The organism is Sorangium sp. So ce145 (genome assembly GCF_051525985.1).
GTDB lineage: Bacteria > Myxococcota_A > Polyangia > Polyangiales > Polyangiaceae > Sorangium > Sorangium cellulosum_B.
Genome location: NZ_CP150315.1, coordinates 3025033 through 3050000 on the forward strand (window position 1 = coordinate 3025033; position 24968 = coordinate 3050000).

Consider the following 24968-nt stretch of genomic DNA (forward strand, 5'->3'; position numbering starts at 1 on the left):
CGTCCTCGCGCAAGCGATTCCTCTTCGCCGGACCTGCCGTGATCGTGCTCGACCGCGCAGAAAATCGACGGAGCGGCTCCTCGGTGGCTGTCGTGCTGGACATCTACCCTCCTCCAATGCAATGCGGTGCGTCTAATCGACGCCTGCGCCGCGCATTCAATGCTTCCAAATGAACGAACGGGAGCATTTGGGTCCGATGATGTGGGACATGCGCTCTGCGTATGTCCGCCGTTCATCGTCGAACGGAACGCAATCCGGGATTGCGCGCGGGGGTGGGCCTCGGCCTCGGCGAGACGACCGAGGGGCGGACGTACGCGGACGACCCGTGCCCCGGCGCCTCGACCATTGGCCATGTCGGAGGGATCGTCCGGAACAACACGGCCTTTGCGGGCAGCGCGGCGCTGTTCGCGTCGGCGTCGGGCTTCGACTCGGGGATCGCGGTCGAGCAGGCGTGCGGCGCGCGCGTGCTTCACAAAACGGTCGTGTCGACGCCGGCGCCGTTCTCATATCAAGACGCGAGCACCTCGCTGCCTGACGTGAGCTCGCCGTGGTGGGGCGCGTCCGCGACCCTGACGGCTCGGGCGCGCCGCTCAGGCTCCCCGCAGCGCAGCGATGACGGGCGCTGTGTCGGGCCGCATGCCGCGCCACAGGGTGAAGCACTCGGCGCCCTGCTCGACCACCATGCCGAGGCCGTCGGCTGTCTGGCCCACGCCGGCCGCGCGCGCGGCCTGCACGAAGGCGGTCGGTTCCTTCTTGTAGGCCATGTCGTAGGCCAGGGAGCCCTCGCTCCACACGCCGGCGGGCAGGGGCGGCACCTCGTTGGTCATGGACGAGGCCGAGCCGTTGATGATCACGTCGAAGCGCCCGGCGATGTCGGCGAAGCCGCCGCCGGCGAGCCGGACCGCGCCGGCATGCGGGCCGAACTCGGCGGCGAGCTCCACGGCCTTGCTGGCGGTGCGGTTGGCGACGAAGATCTCGGCCGGCTGCTCATCGAGGAGCGGCAACAGGGCGCCGCGCACCGCGCCGCCCGCGCCGAGGAGCAGCACGCGCGCGCCCTCGAGGCGGCGGCCGAGGTTATGGGTGATGTCGCGCACGATGCCGAAGCCGTCGGTGTTGTCGCCGAGGACGGTGCCGTCGGCGCGCAAGGTGAACATGTTGATCGCGCCGGCGGCGCGGCCGCGGGGCGTCAGCTCGTCGGCCAGCGCGAAGGCCTCGAGCTTGAAGGGCATGGTGATGTTCATGCCCTTGCCGCCGCTCTTCTGGAACTCGCGTACGGCGGCGGCGAAGCCATCCAGCTCGCCGAGGATCGCGCCGTACACCATGTCCTGCCCGCACTGCTCGGCAAAGGCGGTCTGCAGCGCCGGCGACTTGGTCTGGGAGATGGGATTGCCGATGATGGCGTAGCGATCGGTCATGGGGGCGTCCAGGCCTCAGCGACGCGGGGCCGCGCCCGCGAGCGCCGCAGATCTACGATAGTGTCCAGCCAATTGCCAGGAGCGCGCGGCGGCGCCGTGGCGGCTCGCATGCAGAGCGCCTTCCGGCCCTCCTCGGGAAGCGGCGAGAAAGGCGCCGCCACCGCCGCGCCGCGCTCAGTCCTGGTAGCTCTCGGCCTTCGACGCCATCACCAGATGGAGCGGCGACGACCCCAGGAGGTCGCGCTCGATGGTGTCGCAGATGCGCGTGAGGGGCAGGTCGTTCGGCTCGTGGCCGAACGGGTCGTCGAGCTCCCCGCCGAGCGCCTCGATCATCAGGACGGGATACGCCACCAGCATCGTCACGACGGGCGTCAGCACCCCGAGCGCCTCGACGAGGGCGAGCGGCAGCGTGGCCAGGTAGAGCGCCACGCCCCGCTGGAGCAGCAGGATGTAGCCGAGCGGCGTGGGGGTCTTGAGGATGCGCTCGCAGCCCCCGAGGCAGTTGACCAGGACGCTCAGCTGCTCCTCGGCGCATACCGCCATGTTGCGCTCGAGGCTCCCGGCCCGGACGAAGGCCGCGAGGCGCTCGGAGACCTGCTGCGCCGCGCGGAGCGGCGGGTGAGGGTGCGCCGAGAGGGCCTCGACCTGCTCCGCCGGGAGCAGCCGCTCGATCTCCGGGCGCTCGGCCTGCCTGCGCAGCGAGCGCCGCGCGGCGTGGACGAACACCACCACCCAGACGGCGACCTCGCGCGCCGCGCCCGGGTCCACCGCGGCGTGCGCGTTCACGATGCGCGTGATGTTGCGGCTCGCGTTCACGATCGAGCCCCAGAGGGTGCGACCCTCCCAGAAGCGGTTATAAGCCGTGTTCGTGCGGAACGCGAGGATGAGCGCGATCACCGCGCCGGCGACCTCGTGAATGCCGATCGAGAGCGACACGCGGGGGATGTGCCTGTGCGCGAGCCAGAGCGCGGCGGCGATGACCCCGAAGGCCAGCACGCGACGCATCACGCCCGGCGACAGGGAGCCCCGCGGCGAGACGAGCATCGGCAGCCAAGCGCGCCTGGTGTAGGGGATCATCGGGGCGACCCTCGTGGCGATGCCCTCCGGGAGCACCGAAAGGGGCCATCGACGTGAAGAGGCCTCAGCCTCTCATCGAACGTGCCGATCCTCGTGTGGCCCTGTCGGGATCGCCGCCCTGATCGCCGGGATCCAGCGCGCGCGGCGCGTGGCTCACGAAGAGGAGCATCGCGCCTCCCTACCAGCGAGGTCCCTGTACCGCAACGCCGGGCGGCGCGGGCGCACGCGCGTCACACGCCAGGCGGTCGGCCTCCGGTGGCGCCTGGCGCGGACGCGCTGGACGCGGGACACTCCGCGTCCGTCCAGGCAGAGCAGACCACGGTGGTCCTGTGCGCCTGGATCGCCTGGAGCCGTCGATTGAAGCTCGTGTCCCCCATCGTCCTGTTCTGGGCGGCCTCCGCCGTGGCCTGGCTCGTCGTCGTGGCAGCGGCGAGGCGCCGCCGGGGCGGGCTCTACGCGCGGTTCGTCGGCGTGCTGCTCGGCATCCACACCTTGATCTCGTGCGCGCTCTTCGGCCACGTCGGCCCGCTCGCGCCGGGGTTCGCGTATCTCCAGGGCGCGGTGTACCTGCATTTCCTCCTGCTCTCGCGCCCCCGGATGCGGCCGCTCGCCTACCGCGCGCTCGTGAGCATCCCCGCGTCCTACTTCGTGGCGGCGATCTTCCTGTCGTTCCCGTGGGCCATCGCGAGCGGGCTCGGGGCCACGCCCTACGGCCTCTGGGTGCCCTTCGCGCTCGCCGTCGTCGGTATCCTCCAGTCGCTCACCGCCCGCCGCGAGGAGATCGAGCTCGTCGTCGATCGCGCCCCCGTCGACGGGCTGCGCCGCCACCCGCTCCCGCGCGAGGGGGCGCCCGGCGCGCGCCGGCCCCTCCGCATCGTCCAGATCACCGATCCGCACCTCGGTCCGTTCATGTCCGTCGCTCGGCTCCGCGGCATCTGCGAGCGCGCGGTGGAGCGCGATCCCGATCTCGTGGTGCTCACCGGCGATTACCTGACGATGGAATCGCAGGACACCGCGGATCACCTCGCCGAGGCCCTGTCCCCGCTCCGCGCCCTGGAGGGGCGTGTGTTCGCGTGCCACGGCAACCATGATCACGAGTCGCCCCGCCACGTCGCGACCGCGCTGGAGCGCGCGGGGGCGCGCCTGCTCGTGGACGACGCGGCGCTCGTCGAGACCGCCGCCGGGCCGGTCCAGGTCCTCGGGATGGACTTCCATTACCGCGATCGCGCCGAGCGCATGGCGGCGGTCTGCGCCCGTCACCCGCGCAGGAAGGGCGCGCTCCGGCTCGTCCTGCTCCACGATCCGGGCGCGTTCCGCCACCTCGGCGAGGGGGAGGGTGATCTCGTGCTCTCGGGCCACACCCACGGCGGGCAGCTCGGCCTGGTCAGCCTCGGAGGCTCCTGGACCGCCCTCCAGCTCTTCGTGAAGATGCCCGATCATGGCCTGTGGGCCCGCGGCCCCGATCGGCTCTACGTGCACCGCGGGACAGGGCACTACGGGTTTCCCCTCCGGCTCGGCGTGCCGGCGGAAGAGAGCGTTCTCAAGGTCCACCTCGCCGGCGACGGTGTTTGACGGAGCGGAGCGCCCTCGCCGCTCGGCGATGTGGTCTCGCGCACGAGCACGCGTACCGTGCGCCGGAGACAGGTGGCGATGTTTCCGATAAGCCGCGGCGCGCCGATCCCTGGACAAGCTGCATCGGGCCGGGCGTACCTGCCGGTCCCGGCTCGCAGTGTTAGGTTAGGTTGAGCCGAAGAAGGCATGTGGTCTATGCGGCGACCAGCAGCGTGGTTCTCGGAAATCATGGTTTAGGGGGCATCATGTACTGGGGTCACAGATCGCGCAGAAACGAAGAGAGAGGGGCAGCGCTCCTTGGCGCGGTTCCACGTGCGGCCATCACCGGTGCCGTCGCGACGCCGTCGCACGAGCCCGTGCCAGGATACCGCAGGTTGACCCGCGCTGATGTCGCGCGAGCGAAGGCGACGATGGACGCCGCCTTGGCCGCGGTCGGGAGGACGCGCCGCCTTGCCGCCGACGCGGCATTCGGGAGCAAGACGCTATCGGGGGACTTCGTACAACCGTCTATCTTTTTCCCTGACGACCGGCGGCCCATCCTGAATCCCCAGTTGGCGCCGTGGCGCGCGATCTGCGCGCTGCGGATCCACGCCGCCGACGGCTCCCTCTGGCACGGTACGGGCTGGTTCATCGGGCCCCGTACCGTGATCACGGCAGGGCATTGCATCTTCATGCACAACTACGGAGAGTGGGTGACATCCGTCGAGGTGATACCCGCCCTCGACGGCGACAGTCGTCCATTCGGCTCCGCGGTCGGGACGGTATTCCGCACCGTCGAAGGATGGGTCGCGGACAGGGACGACAGCTACGACTACGGCGCGATCCTCCTCGGCGAGGACCTCGGAACTCACACGGGGCACTTCGTGGTGGACGCGCTGAGCGACCAGGACCTCGAGAGTGCCATGGTGAACCTCGCCGGCTATCCCATCGATCGCGACATGGCGACGAGGCTGTACTTCCATGCGCGTCAGCTCCAGAGCGTCGAGATATTCCGCTTGCTCTACGATATCGACACGGAGAGCGGACAGAGCGGCAGCCCAATCTGGCTCGTGCGCAATGGCCAACAGATCGCGGTCGGGCTGCACACGAAGGGCGACGCGAGCGTGAACTGGGGGACGCGGATCTCTGTCGATGTCCTCGGGAACCTGCGGCGCTGGCTCAACGAGTCGTCTCAGATCAGCCCGCCAACGCCCGCGCCCGCACCTGTCGCGGTGTCGCCGGCCGAGACGGACACTGATCACACCGAGCATGCCGGCCGGGGCGCCCCTTGCATCAAGGCGCCGTGATGCTGCCGCCTCGCCGACGCGCGCTGGTCTCCGGCGTCGTCGTCGATGGCGTCGGGCGCCCGCTCGCGGGCGTACTCCTCGGCATCAGCTCCGGAGACCATCCGTACCCCGAGATAGGCGTCGTCTCGGGGTACGACGGTACGTTCGAGCTCCCGCCACTGATCCCGGGACGCTACGTCATCTCGGCCTACTCGACCAGGGGGAGCGCCAAAGTCGCCATTGAGGCTCGCGCAGACGCACCGAATCACCTCACCATGGTGATCGCGTGAACGAGCGTTTCGGCCGGGGAGGGCGCCGCGCGCAGGAGATACTGGAAGGAAGATGAGCGAGACGAATTGGTAGTTCGAGGAAGGGGGAAGTCGTCATGAGGATCGAAACGGTCGTCGTCGGGGGACGCAGACTCCGGGATGAGTCGGGGAGGGAGCAGTCATCCACACCGGTATCCGAGCGCGCCATTGCGCTGGAGGACCATTTGCTGAAGCTGAAACCGATGCAGTACGACCGGCAAGCCGCGGAGCTCCTCGCCATGGCGTCGGCGTGGGCGTACTCGGATCCGAGCACGTTCGCCTATGCGATGCATCGGCGCGGCCTGGAAAACCTCGAGTGCGCCGATATCTCCCTCACCAACGATCCTCTGCTCGTGGACACGACCGTGCGCGTTGTCCAGAGCTACTCGGGAAAGCTCGCAATCCTGTGTTGCCGTGGCACTATGCCGCGGAATGCTATCAACTGGATGACGGATGTGAGCGCCAGGATGCACTCGTTCTATTCCAGGGGGCGCGTCCACGGCGGGTTCAGCCGCGCCATCCAGGCGGTGGTGCCCCACCTCGTCGAGCTGTCCAAGCCGCTCAAGGGCGGCCGTTCCATCTGCGAGGCGACGGAGCAGCTGAGGAACCAGTACATGGTCTCTTGCCGGGACGAGCCACCGCGGAGAGCCCCCGGCTCCTCTTCGCCGCACACGCCCGTGGGGTCGGGCGGCACGCCAGGCGAGGAGCCTCCCACGAGCGGCCCGGCGGGCGCTCGTCGGGTCGAGCCGGTCGAGGCCCTCTACATCACCGGCCATAGCTTGGGCGGCGCCGTGGCTACCCTCGCAGCGGCGATCGTGTATGCGGATCATCGGTTCGAACACTACCAGCCGCTGCTGAAAGGCGTGTACACGTTCGGGCAGCCGATGGTCGGCGACGCGACGTTCGCCGAGGAATTCAAGGACGATCTCGGGAAGAATCTCTTCCGGCATGTGTACAATTCGGACATCGTGCCGCGCTTCCCCTCGCGGGCGATGGGTCGGTTTGCTCCTCTTGGCCGGCAGTACGTCTCCTCGAACGAGGGTTGGGTGCTCAGGCCAGCGCCGGTGCGCGCGGCGTGGACGTTGCTTCTGAGCAACTTCCTCGGCGTGACGTCGTTCCTCACGCAAGAGGTGTTCTCCGTCAACTGGCTGAGGTTGCCGTTCTCCTGGCAGGATCACTCCCCGCTCAACTACATGCGAACTTCGATGCTGGCGCCGCCCGGCGCCGAGTTCGAATGATGTGAGGCGACCCTGCGCCGCCGGCGGCCCATCCTGGCGGGAGCGCGGTGTCATTCCCGGGCCACCGCGCTCCCGATCATGCACACGTGCTGCCGGGGTCAGACAAGGTCGAGAGGCTCTATCCGCGTGGCGCCACGGAGCTCCTGGAGGCGCCCGTCGGGCGGCAGCCCGACCGCGGCCAGCTTGCCGGCCGCGAACGCGGTCCCGAGGCGCGCGCACGCCTCCAGATCGACGCCCTCGGCCAGCATCCGTGCCGCCAGCACGCCCGCCACCATCGCGTCGCCGGCGCGCCCGCTCCGGGGCGGGCGCGCTCGCCGGCGTGCGCTCCGAGAGGGCTCAGGCCGTCTCGAGGAACTTGCGCACCTGGGACTCGATCGCGCTGCCGGGCACGATGAAGGGCTTGTCCGTGATGTCCACGGAGAAGCTCTGAGCCGAGACGGCGTACGTCCCCTTCACGGTCCCCGCCGGCGTCGGCACCGAGAAGTCGCCCTTGCCCTCGTTGCCCGTGAACTTGCCGCCGGCCTTCTCGATCGCCGCCTTGGCCTTCGCGACGATGTCTTGAGAGGGACCGTTGAAGGGGACTGAGAAGCTGTGCTTTGCCATGTCGTCTCCTGGGGTGCTCGATCGCCATCCTGGTACGGCGCGAGGTGCGGCGGAGGTTAGTGCGGCCTCGCCACGGGTACCAGCGCGAACTTGCTGGGCCTTCCGCGCGCCGCAGATCACGCGGGATCGCCGCGCTCCGCAGGGCCGCGCGGGACCGCGGGTGATGGCTGGTCGCGCGTCGCTGGCTGCTGGCGAAGGTCGGCGGGACGGCCGCCGCGACGCCTCGAACCCGCGCGTCCGTAAGGATTGCGCTTGACAAGACGGACGGAATCGCCGCCTTCTATGCGCCGATTGCTCCCAGCCGTGAACCGAGGACTTATGAAGGACCTTTTTCTCAAGCAGTCGATCCTCCCCCGCGCGGGGCGGGTGTCCGCGCTCGCGCTCGCGCTCGGCCTGAGCGCTGGATGTGTGGTCACGCAGGGCCCCGGAGCGGGGGCCGCCCCTCCTGGCGGCGCGAGCCCCGGCGCGGGCGCTGACGCGAGCGCCGCGGGGGGCGAAGGGCCCGCGCAGACCAACCTGCTCAAGGCGTCCGACTTCGACGACAACAAGAGCCTGCCCTGGACCACCTCGTTCACCGCGCCTGGCGCGGGCAGCGCCGAGGTGAAGAAGGGGGCCTATTGCGTCACGGTGACGAACAAGGGGTCAAACAACTGGGACGCCCAGTTCCGCCACCGGGAGATGGTGATCCAGAAGGGGCACAGCTACACCCTTCAGTACAAGGCGTGGGCGTCCTCGCCCACGAAGGCGCGCCCGAAGGTCGGCATGTCGGGGCCGCCTTACGAGGAGTACTGGTCGGACACCGTCATCCTCGGGACCGAGCCCAAGACCTTCTCCGGCAAGTTCACGATGGGGAAGGCCGATGACGCCACGGCGGAGCTCGCGTTCCACATCGGCGGCGCCATGGCGTCGGCCAAGGAGCCGTTCGAGGTCTGCATCGACGACATCCGCCTGGACGACCCGCAGTTCAAGGCCGCCGCGCCCGTGGCCGAGGTGGCGGCGCCGAAGGTCGCCGTGAACCAGGTCGGGTATTTGCCCGGCACCATCAAGATCGCCAGCGTGAACAGCGCGGCGACCGCGCCGGTCGCCTGGGAGCTGCTCGACGCCTCCGGCAAGGCGGTCGCTCACGGCCAGACCAAGGTCTTCGGAAAGGACGGCGCCTCCGGCGATCACGTCCACCTCGTCGACTTCACGGCCGTCAAGGCGCCTGGCCAGGGCTACGTGCTCAAGGTGGGGGAGGACAAGAGCTTCCCGTTCGACATTGGAACGGGCTTTTACCACAAGCTCAAGTACGACGCGCTCGCGTATTTCTACCACAACCGGAGCGGCATCGAGATCAAGATGCCGTTCGCCGGCAAGCCCGAGCTGGCACGCCCGGCGGGGCACCTCCACGACAAGAGCACGCCCTGCCTGAAGGACAGCGGCTGCGACTATGCGCTCGACGCGTCCCGCGGCTGGTACGACGCCGGCGACCACGGCAAGTACGTCGTCAACGGCGGCATCTCGGTGTGGACGCTGCTCAACTGGTACGAGCGCACGAAGCACCTCGGCGCCTCGAGCGCCGACTTCGCGGACGGCAAGCTCAACATCCCCGAGAACAAGAACGGCGTGCCCGACATCCTCGACGAGGCGCGCTGGGAGCTCGAGTTCCTGATGGGCATGCAGGTGCCGGAAGGCAAGCCGCTCGCCGGCATGGTCCACCACAAGATGCACGACGAGTCGTGGACGGGCCTCGGCCTCGCGCCGCACGAGGACAAGCAGGCGCGCTTCCTCCACAAGCCGAGCACCGCGGCGACGCTCAACGTCGCGGCCACGGGGGCGCAGTGCGCGCGCATCTGGAAGACGGTGGACGCGGCGTTCTCGGCGAAGTGCCTGAAGGCCGCCGAGCGCGCCTGGGCGGCGGCGAAGCAGAACCCGGCCCTCTATGCGCCGCCCGGCGGCGACAAGGGCGGCGGGCCCTACGACGACACGGACGCCAAGGACGAGTTCTACTGGGCCGCGGCGGAGCTCTTCGTCACGACGGGGAAGCCGGAGTACAAGAAGTTCCTGCAGACCTCGCCGCTCAACGCGCGTTTCCCGACGGAGGTCGAAGGGGGCGCGGCGTCGATGAACTGGCGGGTCACCGACGCGCTCGGCCAGATGTCGATGGCGATCGTGCCCGGCCACGTGGACGCGGCGTGGCAGAAGGAGATCCGCGGCCGCATCGCGAAGGCGGCCGACCAGTACCTCGCCATCGCCGACAAGGAGGGGTACCGGACGCTCATCGCTCGGACGGCTGAAGGCAAGTACGACTGGGGCTCGAACTCGGGCGTGCTGAACAACATGCTCGTGGTGGCGCTCGCCCACGACTTCACCAAGCAGCCGAAGTACCTCGACGGCGTGGTGCTGGGCATGGACTACCTCCTCGGGCGCAACCCGCTCGGGCAGTCGTACGTGACCGGCTACGGCGACAAGCCGCTCGAGAACCCGCACCACCGGTTCTGGTCGCACCAGGCGAACAGCAAGTACCCGAAGGCGCCGCCCGGCGCCGTCTCCGGCGGCCCGAACTCCTCGCTCCAGGATCCCCACGCCCAGAGCGCCGGCCTCAAGGGATGCGTCCCGCAGCGGTGCTTCGTGGACAACATCGAGGCCTGGAGCGTGAACGAGATCACGATCAACTGGAACGCGCCGTTCGCGTGGGTGACCGCCTTCCTCGACGAGAAGGCGAAGCCGTAGCCGCGCTGGCCGGAGGCGGGGTCGTTTGAACCGCCAAGCGCGCCAAGGACGCCAAGTGAAAGACAAAGATCTTGGCGTCTCGTGGCGTCTTGGCGGTTTCATCCTTCCCGCAGGGTGGGGGAGCTCCCCCACCACCTGACGGCAGGCTCCCGCCGGCCACGATGCGGCCACCGGCGCGCCGGTGGTACCATCGCCCGGTCACATCGTGGAGCTCCGACCCGACGCCGTCATCGCGGACAAGCTGCACCTGCTGAGGCCTCTCGGGCAGGGCGGGATGGGCGTCGTGTGGGCGGCGCGGCACCTCGCCCTCGACACCGACGTCGCGGTGAAGTTCATCCGCCCCGAGCGGGCGGCGGAGCGTCCTGCCCTCGTCGCGCGCTTCCAGCGCGAGGCGAGGGCCACGGCGCGGATCGCGCACCCCCACGTGGTGCAGGTCATGGACTACGGCGTCGTCGACGGCGCCGTGCCGTACCTCGTGATGGAGCTCCTGCGCGGCTTCTCGCTGGCCGAGCTCCTCGAGCGCGGCGGCCGCCTCAGCTTCGCCACCGCGAGGTCGCTCGCGCGCCAGGTGGGGAGCGCGCTCGAGAGCGCCCACGAGCTCGGCATCGTGCACCGCGACATCAAGCCCCACAACGTCTTCATCACGGAGGGGGGCCAGGGATACCCGCTCTTCGTCAAGGTGCTCGACTTCGGCGTCGCGAAGGTGGCGGGCGACGCGGCCGTGCCGGCGGCGAACCCCGCGCTCACCGAGACCGGGATGGTGATCGGATCGGCCCCGTACATGAGCCCCGAGCAGCTCGAGGGGAGCAAGGACGTCGATCTCCGCTCCGATCTCTGGTCGCTCGGCGTGATCCTCTACGAGGCGTTGACCGGGGCGCTGCCGTTCCAGGGCAGCTCGTTCGTCGCCGTCGGCGCGGCGGTCCTGAAGGGGAGGTTCCGCCCCGCCAGCGAGCAGAGGAGAGGACTGCCGGCGTCGATCGACGACTGGTTCTCCAAGGCGCTCTCCGTCGATCCGACCTGCCGATTCCAGTCGGCGCGCGAGATGGTCGATGCGTTTCTGAGCCTGGAGGTCCGGACGGCGGATGTCGACGCCCCCGGGGGCCGCCATCACCCGGCCGCGTTCGCCACGACCGTGGCCGCGCCGGTCGCGCTTCTAGGCGCGCCCCACGGCGCCGGCGAGCTCGCGAGAGCGCCTGTCACCTCGGGCACGCTGGCGAGCTCAGGCGCGCTCGCGGGCGACCCTGTGACGGCAGCCCCTGTCCCTGACACCGCGGCCGGCCACACCGTGCTCCACCAGCGCGCCGCGGAGCGGCCCGCGGCGCAGGGCCGCGGCGGCGGCTCGCGCGCGCGCGAAAGGCGCCTCCGCCGCGCCGCGCCGCTCGCCGCCGCCGCGTGCGCCGCCGGCGCGGGGGTGTACCTCTTCCTGCGCGAGCCGTCGGCCGGAACGGGCGGCTGCCCGGCCGGCATGGTGCTCGTCGAAGGCACCGAGTTCCAGATGGGCTCCGACGCGGACGCGGAGACGCCCAGCGACGAGACGCCGCGACATGGCGTGACCGTGCGTCGGTTCTGCCTCGACGTCACCGAGGTGACGGTGAAGGCCTACTCGGACTGCAAGGCCTGCGATCGCCCGCGGCAAACCGTCGAGTCGGAGGGGCTCACGCCCAGCGGCCGCGCCTTCTGGAGCCAGTTCTGCAACGGCCCCGAGGCGCTGGACCACCCCATCAACTGCGTCGATTGGTACCAGGCGAAGGCGTATTGCGCCGCCTCCGGGAAGCGGTTGCCCACCGAGGCGGAGTGGGAGCTCGCGGCGCGCGGCAAGGACGCTCGGACCTACCCCTGGGGCCACGCGCCTCCCTCGGGCGAGCGCCTCAACGCCTGCGGGCCCGAGTGCAGCCAAATGCTGACGGAGCGGCTGGAGAAGGTGGGGAAGGGGCCGTGGCCTCGCATGTACAACGACGGCGACGCGGCCCCGGCGACCGCCCCCGTCGGGCGATCGCCGGCCGGGAAATCGCCCGCCGGCGCCCTGGACCTGGCCGGCAACGTCTGGGAGTGGACCGAGAGCCATTATTGCCCTTACGACAGGGACGATTGCGACGACTCCCGCCGTGTGCTCCGCGGCGGCGGGTGGGATACGGTCGAGAGCCAGTATGTGCGCTCCGCGCACCGCCGCCCGAGCGCCTCCACGGCGCGCGGCTGGAGCATCGGCTTCCGCTGCGCCAAGGCACCGTAGGTCCGCGCGTCGGAGCCCCTGCCGAGCGCGACCTGGCGGAGCCGCCGCTCGACCTCACGTCATCGATCCCGATGCGCCCAGCGCTCGCGGCCGGCGTGACCTCGACGGTCGCACGCGGGCGCACCAAGAGCTCCCGCATGATCGTGGAGTCGTTGCTCCCCTGGCCAGTGATGAGGCTGACCAGCACGGGTGGAGTCCAGGCGAGCGCGTCCTTGCGCGAGCTCCTGGAGATGGAGTCACCGACCCCGGAACGCCTGTCGGAGCGCTTCGAGATATCACGGCTCGGGAGCCAGGCGGTCCTCGCCGAGAGAGAGTTGCCGTGGCGGCGCGCGCTCCGCGGCGAGTCCTTCAACGACGAGGAGGTCTGGTACGATCGACCGACCGGCCGCAGCCTGCTGTTGCTCGTGCGCTGCCGCGCGTCGGCCGGCGAGGCGCTGCTCGCGTTCGAGAACGTCGCCGATCAGCCCTTCGCGATCCGGCTCGCCGATCTCGTGGCCAGCGTCGGCACCGCGCTGCCCAGCGCGGACGAGCCCTCGGCCCTGGCCCATGGGTTGCTCGACGAGGTGGCCGTCGCCGTTCGCGCCGACGCCGTGTTTCTCGTCGCCACCGAGGGAGACGAACGCCTCAGGCTGGTCGCCTCGGTCGGCCTTCCCGAGGCATTCGCACGAGATTGGAACCTGAACCTGACTGCCAGCGTCATGGCGCTGGCCGTCGAGACCGGCGACATCCAGGAGGTCGCGCGCATCGAGGATCTGCCGGAGGGCGCCTTCCGCGGCACCCTGCGCCTGCTCGACCTCGGGCTCCGCGCGGTGTTTGCGTTCCCCCTGAGCGCGGGGGGCGAGCGTGTCGGGGTGCTGGGGCTCGCGCGGCGCAAGCCGGGGAAACTCAGCCGGATCGAGCGCCGCTTGCTCCGGGGCGTGGCGGGCGCCTGCGCGCTCGGGCTGCGGCAAGCGCGGCTGCGCGACGCCGAGCGCCGCGAGGCCCGCCGGCTGCGATTGCTCCGCGACGTGGCCATGGACATCGAGGCCGCCATGCCCCTGCACGCGCTGCTGCGCCGCCTGGTGGAGCAGGCCTGCGAGCTGACCCGCGCCCGTTACGGCGCCCTGGGGGTGCTCGACGCCGAGGGAACCGGGCTCTCCGACTTCATCTATGTGGGCGTCGCCGAGAAGGTCGCCGGCGACATCGGCCGCTTACCCGAGGGCCGCGGGCTCCTGGGCGCGCTCATCCACGACCCGCGGCCCTGCCGGGTGGCGAATATCCACGCCGATCCGCGGTCGGGCGGCTTCCCCGCGCATCACCCCGCGATGACGTCCTTCCTCGGCGTCCCGCTGCTCATCGGGCAGAAGGTGTTCGGAAATTTCTATCTGTGCGACAAGGACGGTGGCGCCGAGTTCGCGGAGGAGGACGAGCGGTTGGTCCGGCTCTTCGCCGCGCAGTCGGCGCTGGCCATCGCCTATGCCCAGCAAGTCGAGCGCACGCAGGAGGCCCATCGCGAGACGGACCGCCTGCGAAGCGAGTTCGCGGCCGTGATCGCTCACGATCTCCGCAACCCCGTCGCGGCCATGACGCTGCTCCTGGACGCGCTGCTCGCGAAACGCGAGGACGGTTCGGTCGTCGTGCCGGTCCAGCAACTCCAATGCTTGCGCCGGATAGGCAGCCGGATCTCGCACATGAGCCAGGACCTGCTCGACGTCTCTCGCATCGAGCTCGGGCGGCTCTCGCTCGAGCGCCGGTCCGTGTCGCTGGAGGAGGCGACGCGCGCGCTGCTCACCGAGATCGAGCCGACCCTCGGGCAGCACCCGGTGACCCTCGACGTGGAGGGGCGTGTGCCCGAGGTCTTCGTCGATCCGGCCCGGCTGTCGCAGATCCTCACGAACCTGCTCGACAACGCCGCCAAGTACTCCGGCGCCGGCTCGCCGATCCGCGTGACCCTCCGTCCGGAGTCGGGAGGCGCGGCGCTGACGGTCGAGGATCGCGGCCCTGGTATCGCGGCGGCGGATCTTGGCAGGCTGTTCGATCGGTTCTTCCAGGCCCCGCGGGCGCGGGAGAAGAACACGGGGCTCGGCCTGGGCCTCTACATCGTCAAGGGGCTGATGGAGGTGCACGGCGGCAGCATCGCCGTGGAGAGCTCGCCGGGCCAGGGCTCGACCTTCCGGCTGTGGTTTCCGGCGGCTCAACCCGCGCAGGCAGCATAGCTTGCCTGGCGCTCACCCGGGCCTTCGAGCTCACCGGCGACATCGATCCAGCTGAAGCTGGAGAGACTGAAGTTTCCTGACATCCACAGAAGCACTTTGATTTCCTGCCCGCCCAGGTCGTGTCGTGGCGCACGCCATCGAGCGCCTTCCGTTCCCGCGGGGGGAGCCTCATGACAGGCGAGTCGCCGCGCGATGCGCCCGCGTCGCCGGCGACCACGAGCACGCGCGCGATGGAGGCAGCATGAAAACGAACCGGACTCGTCTGGGCATCTCTGCGCTCTTTGCCATGGCTTCATTCGGGCTCACGATCGCGGGCTTCGCCGACACGATGGAACGCACGGAGGACGAGAGAGAGGTGGACTGGAGGGCCTGTCAGCAGCTGCATGCCCGCGCCTCCGGCCAGGTGGAGCGTGTCCGGGCGGCTTACCAGGCATGCCGTACCGACAACGATTGCGCCATCGTCGATACGAGCACCGACTGCGGCGGCACCTGTGGTGAGGTGGTCAACCGGGCGGGCGTCCACCAGATGAGGCGCCTCCTCGTCCACCTCGACGCGACCGTATGTCGCGAGCATCGGAGGATGGGCTGCCCCTACGGCACGCCCGCGTGCCTCGCGTCCAGGCCCGTCTGCGCCGGCGGTGCGTGCACGTTCGCCCCGCTGTAGGCGACGTCGCGCGACCCGGCGTCGCCGCGCCGACGCGGGCCGCCCGGGCGCGCTCAGACCTCCAGCGCGCTCTCGACGATGCGATGCACGAGGCCGTACTCCTTGGCCTCGCGCGCCGTCATCCACAGGTTGCGCTCGGTCTCCTGCGCGATCTTCGCGGGCGCCTGCCCCGTCGCCTCCGCGAAGATGCGGTTGAGCCGCTCGCGCGCGGCCATGATCTGGGCCGCCTCGATCTCGATGTCCGACGCGGGGCCGCGCACGCCGCCGAGCGGCTGGTGCAGGAGGAAGCGCGTGTTCGGGAGCGCGAACCGGTTCTCCCGCCGCGCGGCGACGAAGATCAGCGCGCCCGCGCTGGCGACCCAGCCGGTGCCGATCACCTTGACCTCGGGCCGGATGAAGCGAATCACGTCGTGGATCGTGTCCCCCGACTCCACGTGCCCGCCCGGCGAGTGGATCAGGATCCGGATCGGCTTTTCACCATCATCGCTCGCGAGGGCGAGGAGCTGCGCGGTGGTCGCCTGCGCCAGCTCGCTGGTGATCTCCCCGAAGATCAGGACGGTCCGGCTCCTCAGCAGGCTGCTCTGGACCTTGTCGGGCAGCGCGCGGTGGAGCGCTTCTTCGTTCGGCGTGCAATCCGGCGTGGAATCCGGCGTGGAATCGAGGCGCGTCATGGCCCCGAGCTTCCGGCGGCCCTCGCCCGCGCGCCATGACCGCGAGGCGCGGAGTCATGCTCGCGCGTCTCGATCCGCCAGAGAGCGCTGGACGAGCGGCCTCGGCGGGGGCAACCATGGAGCATGGCGGACGAGATGGAGCGGCTCCTTCCCCGCGGCGTGGGGGTCTCCCGGCATCACGGCCACCCTGGCGCGCCCTGGCGCGCGGGCGCGGGCGATCCCCCGAGCCTCCACGTCGTCGTGCAGGGCGCCTTTCGCCTCTCGCAGGACGGCGTGTGCGCGCTGGAGCTCGACGCCGGCGACGTCGTGCTCCTCGGGTTCGGCCCGCGCGGCGCGGGGCCCCGCGAGCAGAGCCTCCGCTGCGTCGCGCCGCCGCCCGAGCGCGCCCCCGCCGAGGCCGAGCTGATCTCGGCGACCTACGCCGCCGCGCCCGGCGGGGTGCTCGCCTCGCTCGCGCCCGTGGTCCACCTGCCCGCCGGCGAGGTGCGGCGCGCGCCGGGGCTCTCCGCGGTCGTGGGCCTGCTGCGCGCCGCGCTCGCGGAGGCTTCCCCCGCGCATGCCCAGCTGGCGCGCTCGCTTCTCGAGCCGCTGCTCGCCTACGCGCTGCACTGCCACGAGCATGCGCGCGAAGGGCGCTCGTCGCGCGCGCTCGACCGGCGCGGCGCGCGCGCCTTCGACCGTCGCGTCGCGCGCGTGCTGCTGCTCATGCAGGAGAAGCCGGCCGAGCGCTGGAGCGTCGAGGCGCTCGCGAAGGCGGCGGGCCTCTCCCGGGCCGCGCTGGCGCGGCGGTTCCTCGCCGAGCTGGGGGTCCCGCCGCTCCGCTACCTCGCCGAGCTCCGCATGCAGCGGGCGGCCGAGCTGCTCGCCGAGGGCGACGGCTCGCTGGCCGCCGTGGCGGCCGAGGTCGGGTACGACTCGGAGTTCGCGTTCAGCCGCGCGTTCAAGCGGCACACGGGCGAGGCGCCGGGCGCGTTCCGCCGGCGCAGCCGCTCCGAGGGGGCCGCGTTCCGCCTGCCGCCGGTCCGCGCGGCGGCGTGAGCGCTCCGCCCGGGCGGAGCGGGAGCCCTCCGCTGGCCGGCTCGCCGCTCGAGGTGCGCCGCTGCGGCGAGGTGCCGTCGGCGCGCGAGCTGTCGAGGTGCGGCAGGTGATGAGCGGGAGCGAGCTCCCCGAAGAGCTCCTGTGAGCTCACCCTCGCGCGGCGCGCTGATCGGGCGGCTCCGCCACTTAGCGCCCGAACGTCATCAGCGACGAGCTCGCGGGGCGTGGGCTGGTCCGCCGGGTGAGCGTCGAGGTGCCGTCGTTCCTCGCCGGCCTGATGATCGTCGCCAGCTCGGATCTCCTGATGAACGCGCCGATGCCCCTCGTGCACGCGGTGGCCGGGGTCCTGGGGCTGGTCGTCCGCGAGGCGCCGATCGCCCTGCCGCCGGTCCCCTTTGCGCTGCTGTGGCACGAGCGCTTCCAGGCCGATCCCGCGCACCGCTGGGCACGCGAGCGGATCGCCGCGGCGATGCGCCGTCGCCTCGGGCTCGACCAGCATCCCCGTCGCGGCGCCGCTGGCGGCAGGGCTCAGGACCGGGAGCCCCTCCAGCGCGTGCGTCGGCCAGAGCGGCCGCGGCGCTCATGACCGGAAGGTCCGGGCTCGCGAGGCTCTGGACCGTGCGGCACGCCTTACCGTACTTCGTGGTCGGGTAGGGCTACGCCTTGGAGGCCGTGATCCTCGAGCCAACCTCGCGAAGCGGGGGCGGAGCATCATCCTGGTCTCCTCGGAGCTGCCCGTGATGGGACGCTCGTCCCGGAAGGAACAGTCTCGATGAAAACGGATCGCGAAGGCCAGAGGATCGCTGCTTCGAACGAGGCGCCCCGCGGCGCGCGCTTCATCCACGCCGCGGGGGCGGCGCTCCTTGCCGTGCATGCGCTGGTGGGTTGCTCGAGCGCGCGCGACGTCCCTGCCGGCCATGGCGGCAGCGGCGCTGGCGGAGGGAGCGGCGGTGAGGGCGGCAGCGACGAGGGGGGCGAGGGCGGCGGCGCTGGCGGCGAGGGCGCTGGCGGCGAGGTCGGCGGCGCTGGCGGCGAGGGCGGAGGCGCTGGCGGCGAGGGCGCTGGCGGCGAGGTCGGCGCTGGCGGCGAGGGCGGAGGCGCTGGCGGCGAAGGGGGCGAAGGGGGCGGCGGCGTCACGGTGTCAGCCGAGTTCTTCGACGACTTCAGCTACAGCGGCATCGCCGACGACGGTCTCAAGAGCCGGTGGTGGGTACGGACGACCGACGGAGCGCCCGGGGTCGCCGGCGCACAATGGCTCTCGTCCAATGTGTCGTTCATCGACGATCCCGATCTCGCCTCGAACAGGCTGCTGCGGCTCGAAGCGACCACGCGCGGATCGGGGGCGAGCACCTCGCACGCGGAGATCCAGTCCAACGACGACAGGTTCCGCCTCGGGACCTACTCCGCCAGGGTGAGATTCCGCAACACGCCCCTGACCGGGACCCGGCACCTCGGCGACAAGCTGGTCGAGACGTTCTTCACGATCAGTCCATGGATCAACGACCCCGAGGTCGATCCCAACTACTCGGAGCAGGATTTCGAGTACATGCCCAACGGCGGGTGGGGGCAGGGCGATACCAGCACGCTGTGGCTGACCTCGTGGGAGACGGCCACGCTCGAGAATACGCAGTCGAACCAGGTCGCGGGGGACCAGGCGGGCTGGAAGAGGCTCCTCCTCCAGATCGACGCGTCCGGTATCCATTACTACATCGACGGCGCGCGGCTCTGCACGCACGACGCCACGTACGTCCCCGAGACGGACCAGCACCTCGACTTCAACCTATGGTTCGACGAGCTCGCCGCCGGACAGACCGGCCCGCGGACGTACGCCGAGGACGTCGACTGGGTTTACTTCGCGAAGGACGTCCTCCTGTCGCAGGCCGAGGTGGACGCGCAGGTGGCCCGTTTCCGGGCGTCCTCGCTCGCCCTCGTGGACACCCTGCCGTAGCACCCCCGCTCAGGGCGAGGGATTGTTTTACTTTTCCTCCTCTGTATTCCCATTCTTCCCGGCAAGGCACAGGCGGACCTGGCGAACAGCACATCGGGTGTGTAGTTGACCGAAGCTGGCGGATCCTTCTGATGGTGGTCACGCCTGGTCGCACGCAGGTTCTTCGGCAAGAAGGGCGGCCGAATGCCGCGGAGCCAAATCGCCGATCCTGACTCGCCGACGGGTAGCATCTGGCCGGCCTGAAGAACATCAGCCCGAGGGCCCAGGTCCTGTGCCTGGCCGGGCGCGAGGCCGAAGATTCCCTCCGGGCTCGGCGCCACACGAAGGAGAGAGGACCGTGAAGAACGAGATCGCTGGCATCCGCATCCCTGACAGCCACCTGGCCGCGGAAGCGACCGAGCTCGCGCGGGAAATGTCGGCGCCCTTCCTCTTCAACCACGTCATGCGCACGTACATCTTCGGCGCGCTGCTCGCGAAGCGGCGCGGGCTCGCGCTCGACCTCGAGCTGTTCTACGTCGGGGCGGCGCTCCATGACCTCGGCCTGGCCGCGAGGTTCCGGGGCCCGGAGCGGTACGAGGTCGAAGGCGCAAACGCGGCGAGCGAGCTCCTGAAGCAGCACGGCGTGCCCGAGGAGGCGATCGGCGTCGTGTGGGACGCAATCGCGCTGCACACCGTGAGGGGGGTCCCGCCCTACAAGCGGCCCGAGGTGGCGCTGCTCCACGTCGGAACGATCATGGACATCACGGGCAAGGACTTGAAGGAGCTCTCTGCGGACGAGGTGGATGAGGTGCTCCAGGCGTACCCGCGTCTCGATTTCAAGCGCGCATTTCCGCAGGCGATCGCTGACATGCTCGCCAGCAAGCCCGAGACTGCCTTCTACAACTTCACGGCGGACATCGCCGAGCGCCTGATCCCGGGCTTCCATGCCCCCAATTTCTACGACGTTATCCTGGCGGCGCCGTTCAAGGAGTGACTGGACCCAGCGCGTTGAGATCTGTAGCCAGCCAATCACAGCGAGGCTCGCCGCCCTGCGTGCGCTGCGATGGCGACGCCGCCGCGCTCGCCCGGGCTCGACGCGCGCGGCGCCATCCGGCGCAAGGATGAGCCGATCGAGCGGCTGCGCGCGGAGCGCGGGGCCACCCTCGGCGGCGAAACGGGCGGGCCGATCTCGTGGAGGCCCACCCAGCGCGAGCGGCGGCGCTTCAACGAGACAGGTCGAGCTCGAAGAGCGGGAGCAGCCGGCCAGGGATGCTGGCAGAGCCCTTCTCGCCCACGCGCCGCGCGCCGCAGGCCTCGTAGAACCGCGCGGCGTTCGGATCGCCCTGGATCACGAGGACGCGGTACCCGCGTCGCCGCGCTTCGTCGCGCGCGTGCGAAAGGAGCGCGCGGCCATGACCGCGCCCGATCTCCTCCGGCTCGACGAAGAGGTGGCCGAGCTCCACCCGGGTCGGGCTCAGGGCCTCGAGCGTGTAGAACCCGAGCGCCTCGTCTCCGCGCACCAGGACGAAGGTCGGATGCCGCGCCACGTACGCCGGCGAAATCGAGAGTTCCGCGCGGCACGCCTCCATGAACTCGCGCGTGTAGCCCCAGTGCGCCTTGGAACGGAGGGCGAGCGCGCCGAGGAGCTCAGCCTCCTCGGGGCGAGCGGCCCGGATCACGGGGACCTCGGGCAGGCGAGCCGACCGGGCGCGCCGGGGACGGCGGCGCGCCGGTCTCCGCCGGGCGGCGTCTGCTGGTACAAGGGCATGGCCTCGGCATTCTAGCGACGGGCTCCTGACCTCGCGATGGCCTTCCGAGGAGCGAGCGCCTGTCGGCTACAGGCTGCGTCGTGGGACGTCCTGAGCCGGAGGGACACTCAGCCCTTCCCGCTCATCGTCCCAGGCAACCGCGCTGATCTTCCAGCCGGCAGGCGTCTTGACCAGCTGGATGGACTTCGTGCCCCTCGCCTCGAAGCGCTGCCCCGAGAGCAGCCCGGACTTGCGATACACACAGAAGCGCTGCGCGATGTTCCCGAAGAGGTCCGTCCTCGCCGAGACCTCCTCCTCGGAGAAATCGACCAGCTCCCCGCTCGTCAAGAGCTTCTCCCTGGGCTCGATGAACGAGCGCAGGTCGTAGATCGTCGGTGGTTCTCCGCAGGTCTTGATGATCACGCCCTCCGCGAGGAAGAGCGCGCGCAGCGCGTCGAGGTCCGGTCGGACTCCACCCTTGTTTCCAAAGGCCTGAAAGAACGCGTGTACGACGGCGTCGATGGCGCGCTCGTCCTCGCTGCGGGTCATGGCAGGCCGGCCTCCATCGAGGGGTCTCAGAGATCACCAACGAACGCCGGACGAGCGCAAAAATTCGGCGCGCCGCCGTGCGCCGCGAGGCGCGCGTGCAGCGAGGAAACGAGCGAGCCTCCCGTCCATCTCCAGCCCCAGCGTATACCAGACATGGGGCCTTGCCGGAAGCCCCCAGGCATGCCGCACCATGCTGCGCCATGAAGATGCCGAAGCACGCCGTGGTGATCGCGGGTGGAGGGCCGACGGGGCTCATGTTGGCGGCCGAGCTGGCGCTGGCGCGGATCGACGTCGCCGTCGTCGAGCGGCGCGAAAACCAGGACCTCGCCGGCTCGCGCGCGGGCGGTCTGCACGCACGCACGATCGAGGTCCTCGATCAGCGTGGCGTCGCGGAGCGCTTTCTCTCACAGGGGCGGGTGATGCAGGTCGCGGGCTTCTCGTTCATCCCTCTCGACATCAGCGACTTCCCCGTTCGCCACAACTACGGGCTCGCGCTCCGCCAGAACCGGATCGAGCGCATCCAGGCCGACTGGGTCTCCGAGCTGCCGGTGAAGTTCTATCGCGGGCGTGACGTGACGGGGTTTGCGCAGGACGACACGGGCGTCGACGTCGAGCTGTCTGACGGCGCGACGCTACGAGCGCAGTACCTCGTCGGGTGCGACGGCGGTCGCAGCCTGGTCCGCAAGAAGGCGGGCATCGACTTCGCCGGGTGGGACGCGTCGACGAGCTACCTGATCGCGGAGGTGGACATGGTGGACGAGCCCGCGTGGGGCGTCCGCCGCGGCGAAAAGGGCGTCAATGCGCTGGGTAAGCTGGAGGATGGAAAGCGTGTTGGCGTCGTGCTCGTGGAGCCGCACGTCGGCAAAGCCGACAAGCCGACGCTCCAGGACCTGCGCGATGCGCTCGTCGCGGTCTACGGCACCGACTTCGGTGTTCGCAACCCGACCTGGCTATCCCGATTCAGCGACATGGCTCGGCAAGCGGCGTCCTACCGAGACCGGCGTGTCCTCCTGGCGGGCGACGCGGCGCACGTGCACGCGCCGGCAGGTGGACAGGGACTCAACCTCGGCGTCCAGGACGCCGTGAACCTGGGATGGAAGCTCGCCCAGGTGGTGAGCGGCACATCGCCCGACAGCCTGCTCGATACCTATCACGCCGAGCGGCACCCCATCGCTGCCCGCGTGCTGCGCCTGACCATGGCGCAAACCGCGCTCGGTCGCGGCGACGATCGAACGGAGGCCCTGCGCGAGACCGTGACCGAGCTGCTCACGATGGACGAGCCTCGCAAGCGCTACGCCGCGATGATGTCTGGTCTCGACATTCGCTACGACCTCGGTGAAGGACACCCGCTGCTCGGACGTCGGATGCCCGATCTCGACCTGGTCACCGAGAGCGGACCGCTGCGCGTATTCACGCTGCTGCACGAGGCAAGACCGGTCTTGCTTAACCTCGGCGAGCCGGGGGCCTTCGACATCGCTCCCTGGGCCGCTCGTGTTCGGCTGCTCGAAGCTCGCCCCGCTGGTGTGTGGGAGCTCCCGGTGCTCGGCGCGGTACCTGCGCCGACTGCCGTCTTGATTCGACCCGACGGACACGTCGCGTGGGTCGGAGAAGGGACGGACCACGGCCTTCGCGACGCCCTCACCACCTGGTTCGGACCGCCCACCGAGCGGAGCGCCGCGGCGTAGAATGTCCCGGCAGCGAAGCGCGCGAATGCGCTCGACGCCGAGCCGTATGACGAATCCCACGACGAGGAGCACATCGCTCTCGAGATCGAGCCCCGTGACCCGGTTGGCGCCGGCGATCTGATCTTACATCCAGGCTCGTTGTATTCGCATTCACCTCTTCTGTTCGTTGCGTCGGAGCTTGGCCAGCAGATCGTCGAGCTGGTCGAAGCGCTCGCCCCAGATGTGTTCTCATCGGACATGTCCAAAATTTCGGCGGACGCTCGTTCGTCGCCCGGTCTTCTGGCGGGATTTCCGACGCACGGAGCCTGGCGCGCTCACTCCCCTTGCTGAGCGCGCTTGCGGAAGCGCAGCAGCTTGCCGCGCGAGACGCCGAGCCGCTCCGCGGCCGACGTCACGTTGCCCCCGGCGGCCGCGAGGGCGGCCTCGACGCGCTCCTGCGTGAGCGCGGCCTTCTGGTCGTCCGGCGCCTTCCCCAGCACCTCCTCGACCGCCCACAGCCGCAGCCCGGGCTCGTGATCGAGGCGGCGCACCTCCGCGAGGGCCGCGTCGAGCCCGCGCACGTTGCTCGGCCAGGGATCGAGCAGCAGCCGCTCCATGGCCTCGACCTCCACCGCTTCAACCGGGAGCGCGACGCCCGCGCGCCGCGCGAGCTCGCTCGCCACGCTGAAGAGGTCCTCGCGCCGCTCGCGGAGCGCCGGCACGTGGATGCGGGCCATCGCGAGCCGCGCGAACAGGTCGCGCCGGAACGCCCCGCGCTCCACCATCTCCTCGAGGTCCCTGTGGGTGGCGGCGACGACCAGCACGTTCACGTGGACCGGCCGCTGCGCCCCGACCGGCAGCACCTCGCGGTTCTCCAGGAGCCGCAGCAGCTTCGCCTGGAGATCGGGATCGAGCTCGCCGATCTCGTCGAGGAACAGCGTCCCGCCGTCGTGGGCCACGACGATCCCGGGCGCGGCGCTGCGCGCGTCCGAGAACGCCCCCGCCACGTGACCGAACATCTGGGACTCGAACACGCCGCGGGCGACGCCGGCCACGTTCACCGCCGCGAACGGCGCCGCGCGTCCGAGGGCCGCCGCCGTGGCGCGCGCGACGAGCTCCTTGCCCACGCCGGTCTCCCCTTCGATGAGCACGTTGCCGGGGCGGCTCCGCGGCAGGCCCTCGAGGGGCTGCGCCACGGTGCGCAGGCCGTACGGCCCGACGAGCCCGCCCACGGGCGGCGCCGGATCGAGCGGGCCGAGGAGCTCCTCGCGGAAGACGAACAGGACCCGCCCGAGCCTCAGCACCGCCCCGTCGTCGAGCGGCGTGAGATCGCGCGGCGCGAGCCTCGACCCGTTCACCCACGTGCCGTTGCGCGACCCGACGTCCGCGACGCGCAGCGCGCCGCCGGCGCGATCGATCCGCAGGTGCTTGCCTGACACCTCCGCGTCGGCGAGGCCGCGTTCGGCGAGCCAGGCGCGGCCGATGACGGTCCCGGAGTCGGGCAGCGCGAACGCCATGGGCCGCGGGAACGCGCACACCAGCGCTGGCCGCCGCCTCCCGGCCTCGGGCCGCACCGGGCTCCGGTGCTCGACGGTGCTCGACACGTCCTTGGCCATTCTCCTCGCAGGGTGCCATGCGCCTCCGGAGCGTGGAAGCGCCGCGCTGGGGGGCGACGGTGGTGTCGTTCGCCCGGAGCTCCGCCGAGCTTCCCGCGGAGAAGCGCGGCCTCAGCGCCTCAGAGAGACCGCCCGTCGAACCCGCACATCGGGTCTCCCGGGTTCGTGCACTTGGGCTGCTGGGGCCCCACCCCCACTGGCGGTCGCGGTCCCGACGCCGCGGGTCGGGCGAGCGCCTCCCGCAGGTGGGCGAGCGCGCTCTCGTAAGCGCGGAGCGCGCCCTCGTCGGCGCCGGGCGTCCTCGCGCGCGCCGCGGCGACCTGGGCCGCTGCCGTTGCCTCGGGCCGCCGCCGCTCCGCGGCCCATGCGGCGAGGTCGGCGTGGCGCCGATCGAGCGCCGCGATCCTCTCGAGCGCGTCGAGCCGTGTCTCCAGCGCGTCGAGCGCGTCCCCGAACGCCCGCAGCCGGTTGTGGTT

Annotated in this window: 22 protein-coding genes (1 of these 22 running past the window's edge); 13 read left to right on the forward strand and 9 right to left on the reverse strand. The window is 70.8% G+C overall.

Annotation, left to right across the window (positions count from 1 at the left end):
- Positions 1-590: 590 nt before the first annotated feature.
- Both aroE and WMF34_RS11645 read right to left on the reverse strand, forming a co-directional pair.
- Complete coding sequence (gene aroE / locus WMF34_RS11640) at positions 591-1415, reverse strand: shikimate dehydrogenase (RefSeq protein ID WP_012234860.1); 825 nt, start codon at positions 1413-1415, stop codon at positions 591-593.
- A 174-nt stretch (positions 1416-1589) separates the two neighbouring features.
- Positions 1590-2492: a bestrophin family protein gene (locus tag WMF34_RS11645; RefSeq protein ID WP_012234861.1), complete on the reverse strand. Its 903-nt coding sequence runs from the start codon at positions 2490-2492 to the stop codon at positions 1590-1592.
- Between the two features lie 255 nt (positions 2493-2747).
- On the opposite strand from WMF34_RS11645, the gene WMF34_RS11650 reads away from it, so the two are divergent.
- The 4 genes from WMF34_RS11650 to WMF34_RS11665 all read left to right on the forward strand — a co-directional run bounded on the left by WMF34_RS11650 (position 2748) and on the right by WMF34_RS11665 (position 6875).
- Positions 2748-4064, forward strand: a complete 1317-nt coding sequence (locus WMF34_RS11650) for a metallophosphoesterase (protein ID WP_012234862.1) — start codon at positions 2748-2750, stop codon at positions 4062-4064.
- Between the two features lie 374 nt (positions 4065-4438).
- The gene (locus tag WMF34_RS11655) at positions 4439-5350 is read left to right on the forward strand and encodes a trypsin-like serine peptidase (protein ID WP_157906613.1); all 912 of its coding nucleotides are present in this window, start codon (positions 4439-4441) and stop codon (positions 5348-5350) included.
- The gene (locus WMF34_RS11660) at positions 5350-5619 is read left to right on the forward strand and encodes a hypothetical protein (RefSeq protein WP_012234864.1); all 270 of its coding nucleotides are present in this window, start codon (positions 5350-5352) and stop codon (positions 5617-5619) included. Before WMF34_RS11655 ends, WMF34_RS11660 begins: the two co-directional genes overlap by 1 nt.
- 95 nt (positions 5620-5714) lie before the next feature.
- Positions 5715-6875, forward strand: a complete 1161-nt coding sequence (locus WMF34_RS11665) for a lipase family protein (protein WP_437993339.1) — start codon at positions 5715-5717, stop codon at positions 6873-6875.
- Between the two features lie 98 nt (positions 6876-6973).
- Here the strand turns inward: WMF34_RS11665 and WMF34_RS11670 are convergent, their stop codons facing one another.
- Both WMF34_RS11670 and WMF34_RS11675 read right to left on the reverse strand, forming a co-directional pair.
- A complete protein-coding gene (locus WMF34_RS11670; RefSeq protein ID WP_197539378.1) occupies positions 6974-7138 on the reverse strand; it encodes a hypothetical protein in 165 nt (54 codons plus the stop codon).
- 73 nt (positions 7139-7211) lie between these two features.
- Positions 7212-7478, reverse strand: a complete 267-nt coding sequence (locus WMF34_RS11675) for a hypothetical protein (protein WP_012234867.1) — start codon at positions 7476-7478, stop codon at positions 7212-7214.
- Between the two features lie 318 nt (positions 7479-7796).
- Between WMF34_RS11675 and WMF34_RS11680 the strand changes: the two genes are divergently transcribed.
- The 4 genes from WMF34_RS11680 (at position 7797) to WMF34_RS11695 (ending at position 15279) form a co-directional block, all read left to right on the forward strand.
- Positions 7797-10190 carry a glycoside hydrolase family 9 protein gene (locus WMF34_RS11680; protein WP_437993340.1) on the forward strand — a complete coding sequence of 798 codons (2394 nt, stop codon included), beginning with the start codon at positions 7797-7799 and terminating at the stop codon, positions 10188-10190.
- A gap of 205 nt (positions 10191-10395) precedes the next feature.
- A complete protein-coding gene (locus tag WMF34_RS11685) occupies positions 10396-12420 on the forward strand; it encodes a bifunctional serine/threonine-protein kinase/formylglycine-generating enzyme family protein (RefSeq protein WP_437993341.1) in 2025 nt (674 codons plus the stop codon).
- A 230-nt stretch (positions 12421-12650) separates the two neighbouring features.
- Positions 12651-14615 (forward strand): GAF domain-containing protein, encoded by a 1965-nt coding sequence (locus WMF34_RS11690; RefSeq protein ID WP_437994629.1) that lies wholly within the window; start codon positions 12651-12653, stop codon positions 14613-14615.
- A 241-nt stretch (positions 14616-14856) separates the two neighbouring features.
- Positions 14857-15279, forward strand: coding sequence for a hypothetical protein (locus tag WMF34_RS11695; protein WP_437993342.1), 423 nt, complete (start codon positions 14857-14859; stop codon positions 15277-15279).
- 53 nt (positions 15280-15332) lie between these two features.
- Here the strand turns inward: WMF34_RS11695 and WMF34_RS11700 are convergent, their stop codons facing one another.
- Positions 15333-15950 (reverse strand): ATP-dependent Clp protease proteolytic subunit, encoded by a 618-nt coding sequence (locus WMF34_RS11700; RefSeq protein ID WP_437993343.1) that lies wholly within the window; start codon positions 15948-15950, stop codon positions 15333-15335.
- 123 nt (positions 15951-16073) lie between these two features.
- Between WMF34_RS11700 and WMF34_RS11705 the strand changes: the two genes are divergently transcribed.
- From WMF34_RS11705 to WMF34_RS11720, 4 genes are all read left to right on the forward strand, one after another.
- Complete coding sequence (locus WMF34_RS11705) at positions 16074-16988, forward strand: helix-turn-helix domain-containing protein (protein ID WP_437993344.1); 915 nt, start codon at positions 16074-16076, stop codon at positions 16986-16988.
- Between the two features lie 241 nt (positions 16989-17229).
- Positions 17230-17574, forward strand: a complete 345-nt coding sequence (locus WMF34_RS11710; protein ID WP_044964641.1) for a hypothetical protein — start codon at positions 17230-17232, stop codon at positions 17572-17574.
- A gap of 186 nt (positions 17575-17760) precedes the next feature.
- Positions 17761-18936: a glycoside hydrolase family 16 protein gene (locus WMF34_RS11715; protein WP_437993345.1), complete on the forward strand. Its 1176-nt coding sequence runs from the start codon at positions 17761-17763 to the stop codon at positions 18934-18936.
- Positions 18937-19273: 337 nt separating this feature from the next.
- Positions 19274-19909 (forward strand): HD domain-containing protein, encoded by a 636-nt coding sequence (locus WMF34_RS11720; protein WP_437993346.1) that lies wholly within the window; start codon positions 19274-19276, stop codon positions 19907-19909.
- A gap of 229 nt (positions 19910-20138) precedes the next feature.
- On the opposite strand, the gene WMF34_RS11725 is transcribed toward WMF34_RS11720, so the two are convergent.
- Together WMF34_RS11725 and WMF34_RS11730 are read right to left on the reverse strand one after the other, a co-directional pair.
- The gene (locus WMF34_RS11725) at positions 20139-20594 is read right to left on the reverse strand and encodes a GNAT family N-acetyltransferase (protein ID WP_012234877.1); all 456 of its coding nucleotides are present in this window, start codon (positions 20592-20594) and stop codon (positions 20139-20141) included.
- A gap of 156 nt (positions 20595-20750) precedes the next feature.
- The gene (locus WMF34_RS11730) at positions 20751-21212 is read right to left on the reverse strand and encodes a DUF4440 domain-containing protein (RefSeq protein WP_012234878.1); all 462 of its coding nucleotides are present in this window, start codon (positions 21210-21212) and stop codon (positions 20751-20753) included.
- A gap of 206 nt (positions 21213-21418) precedes the next feature.
- On the opposite strand from WMF34_RS11730, the gene WMF34_RS11735 reads away from it, so the two are divergent.
- The gene (locus WMF34_RS11735; protein WP_012234879.1) at positions 21419-22897 is read left to right on the forward strand and encodes an FAD-dependent monooxygenase; all 1479 of its coding nucleotides are present in this window, start codon (positions 21419-21421) and stop codon (positions 22895-22897) included.
- Between the two features lie 314 nt (positions 22898-23211).
- Here the strand turns inward: WMF34_RS11735 and WMF34_RS11740 are convergent, their stop codons facing one another.
- Positions 23212-24480, reverse strand: coding sequence for a sigma 54-interacting transcriptional regulator (locus tag WMF34_RS11740; RefSeq protein WP_437993347.1), 1269 nt, complete (start codon positions 24478-24480; stop codon positions 23212-23214).
- A gap of 131 nt (positions 24481-24611) precedes the next feature.
- Positions 24612-24968, reverse strand: the final stretch of a protein-coding gene (locus tag WMF34_RS11745; RefSeq protein WP_437993348.1) for a hypothetical protein. The gene runs 657 nt beyond the window's last position; only the last 357 of its 1014 coding nucleotides appear in the window; its start codon lies beyond the right edge, outside the window — the gene reads right to left on this strand; the stop codon is at positions 24612-24614.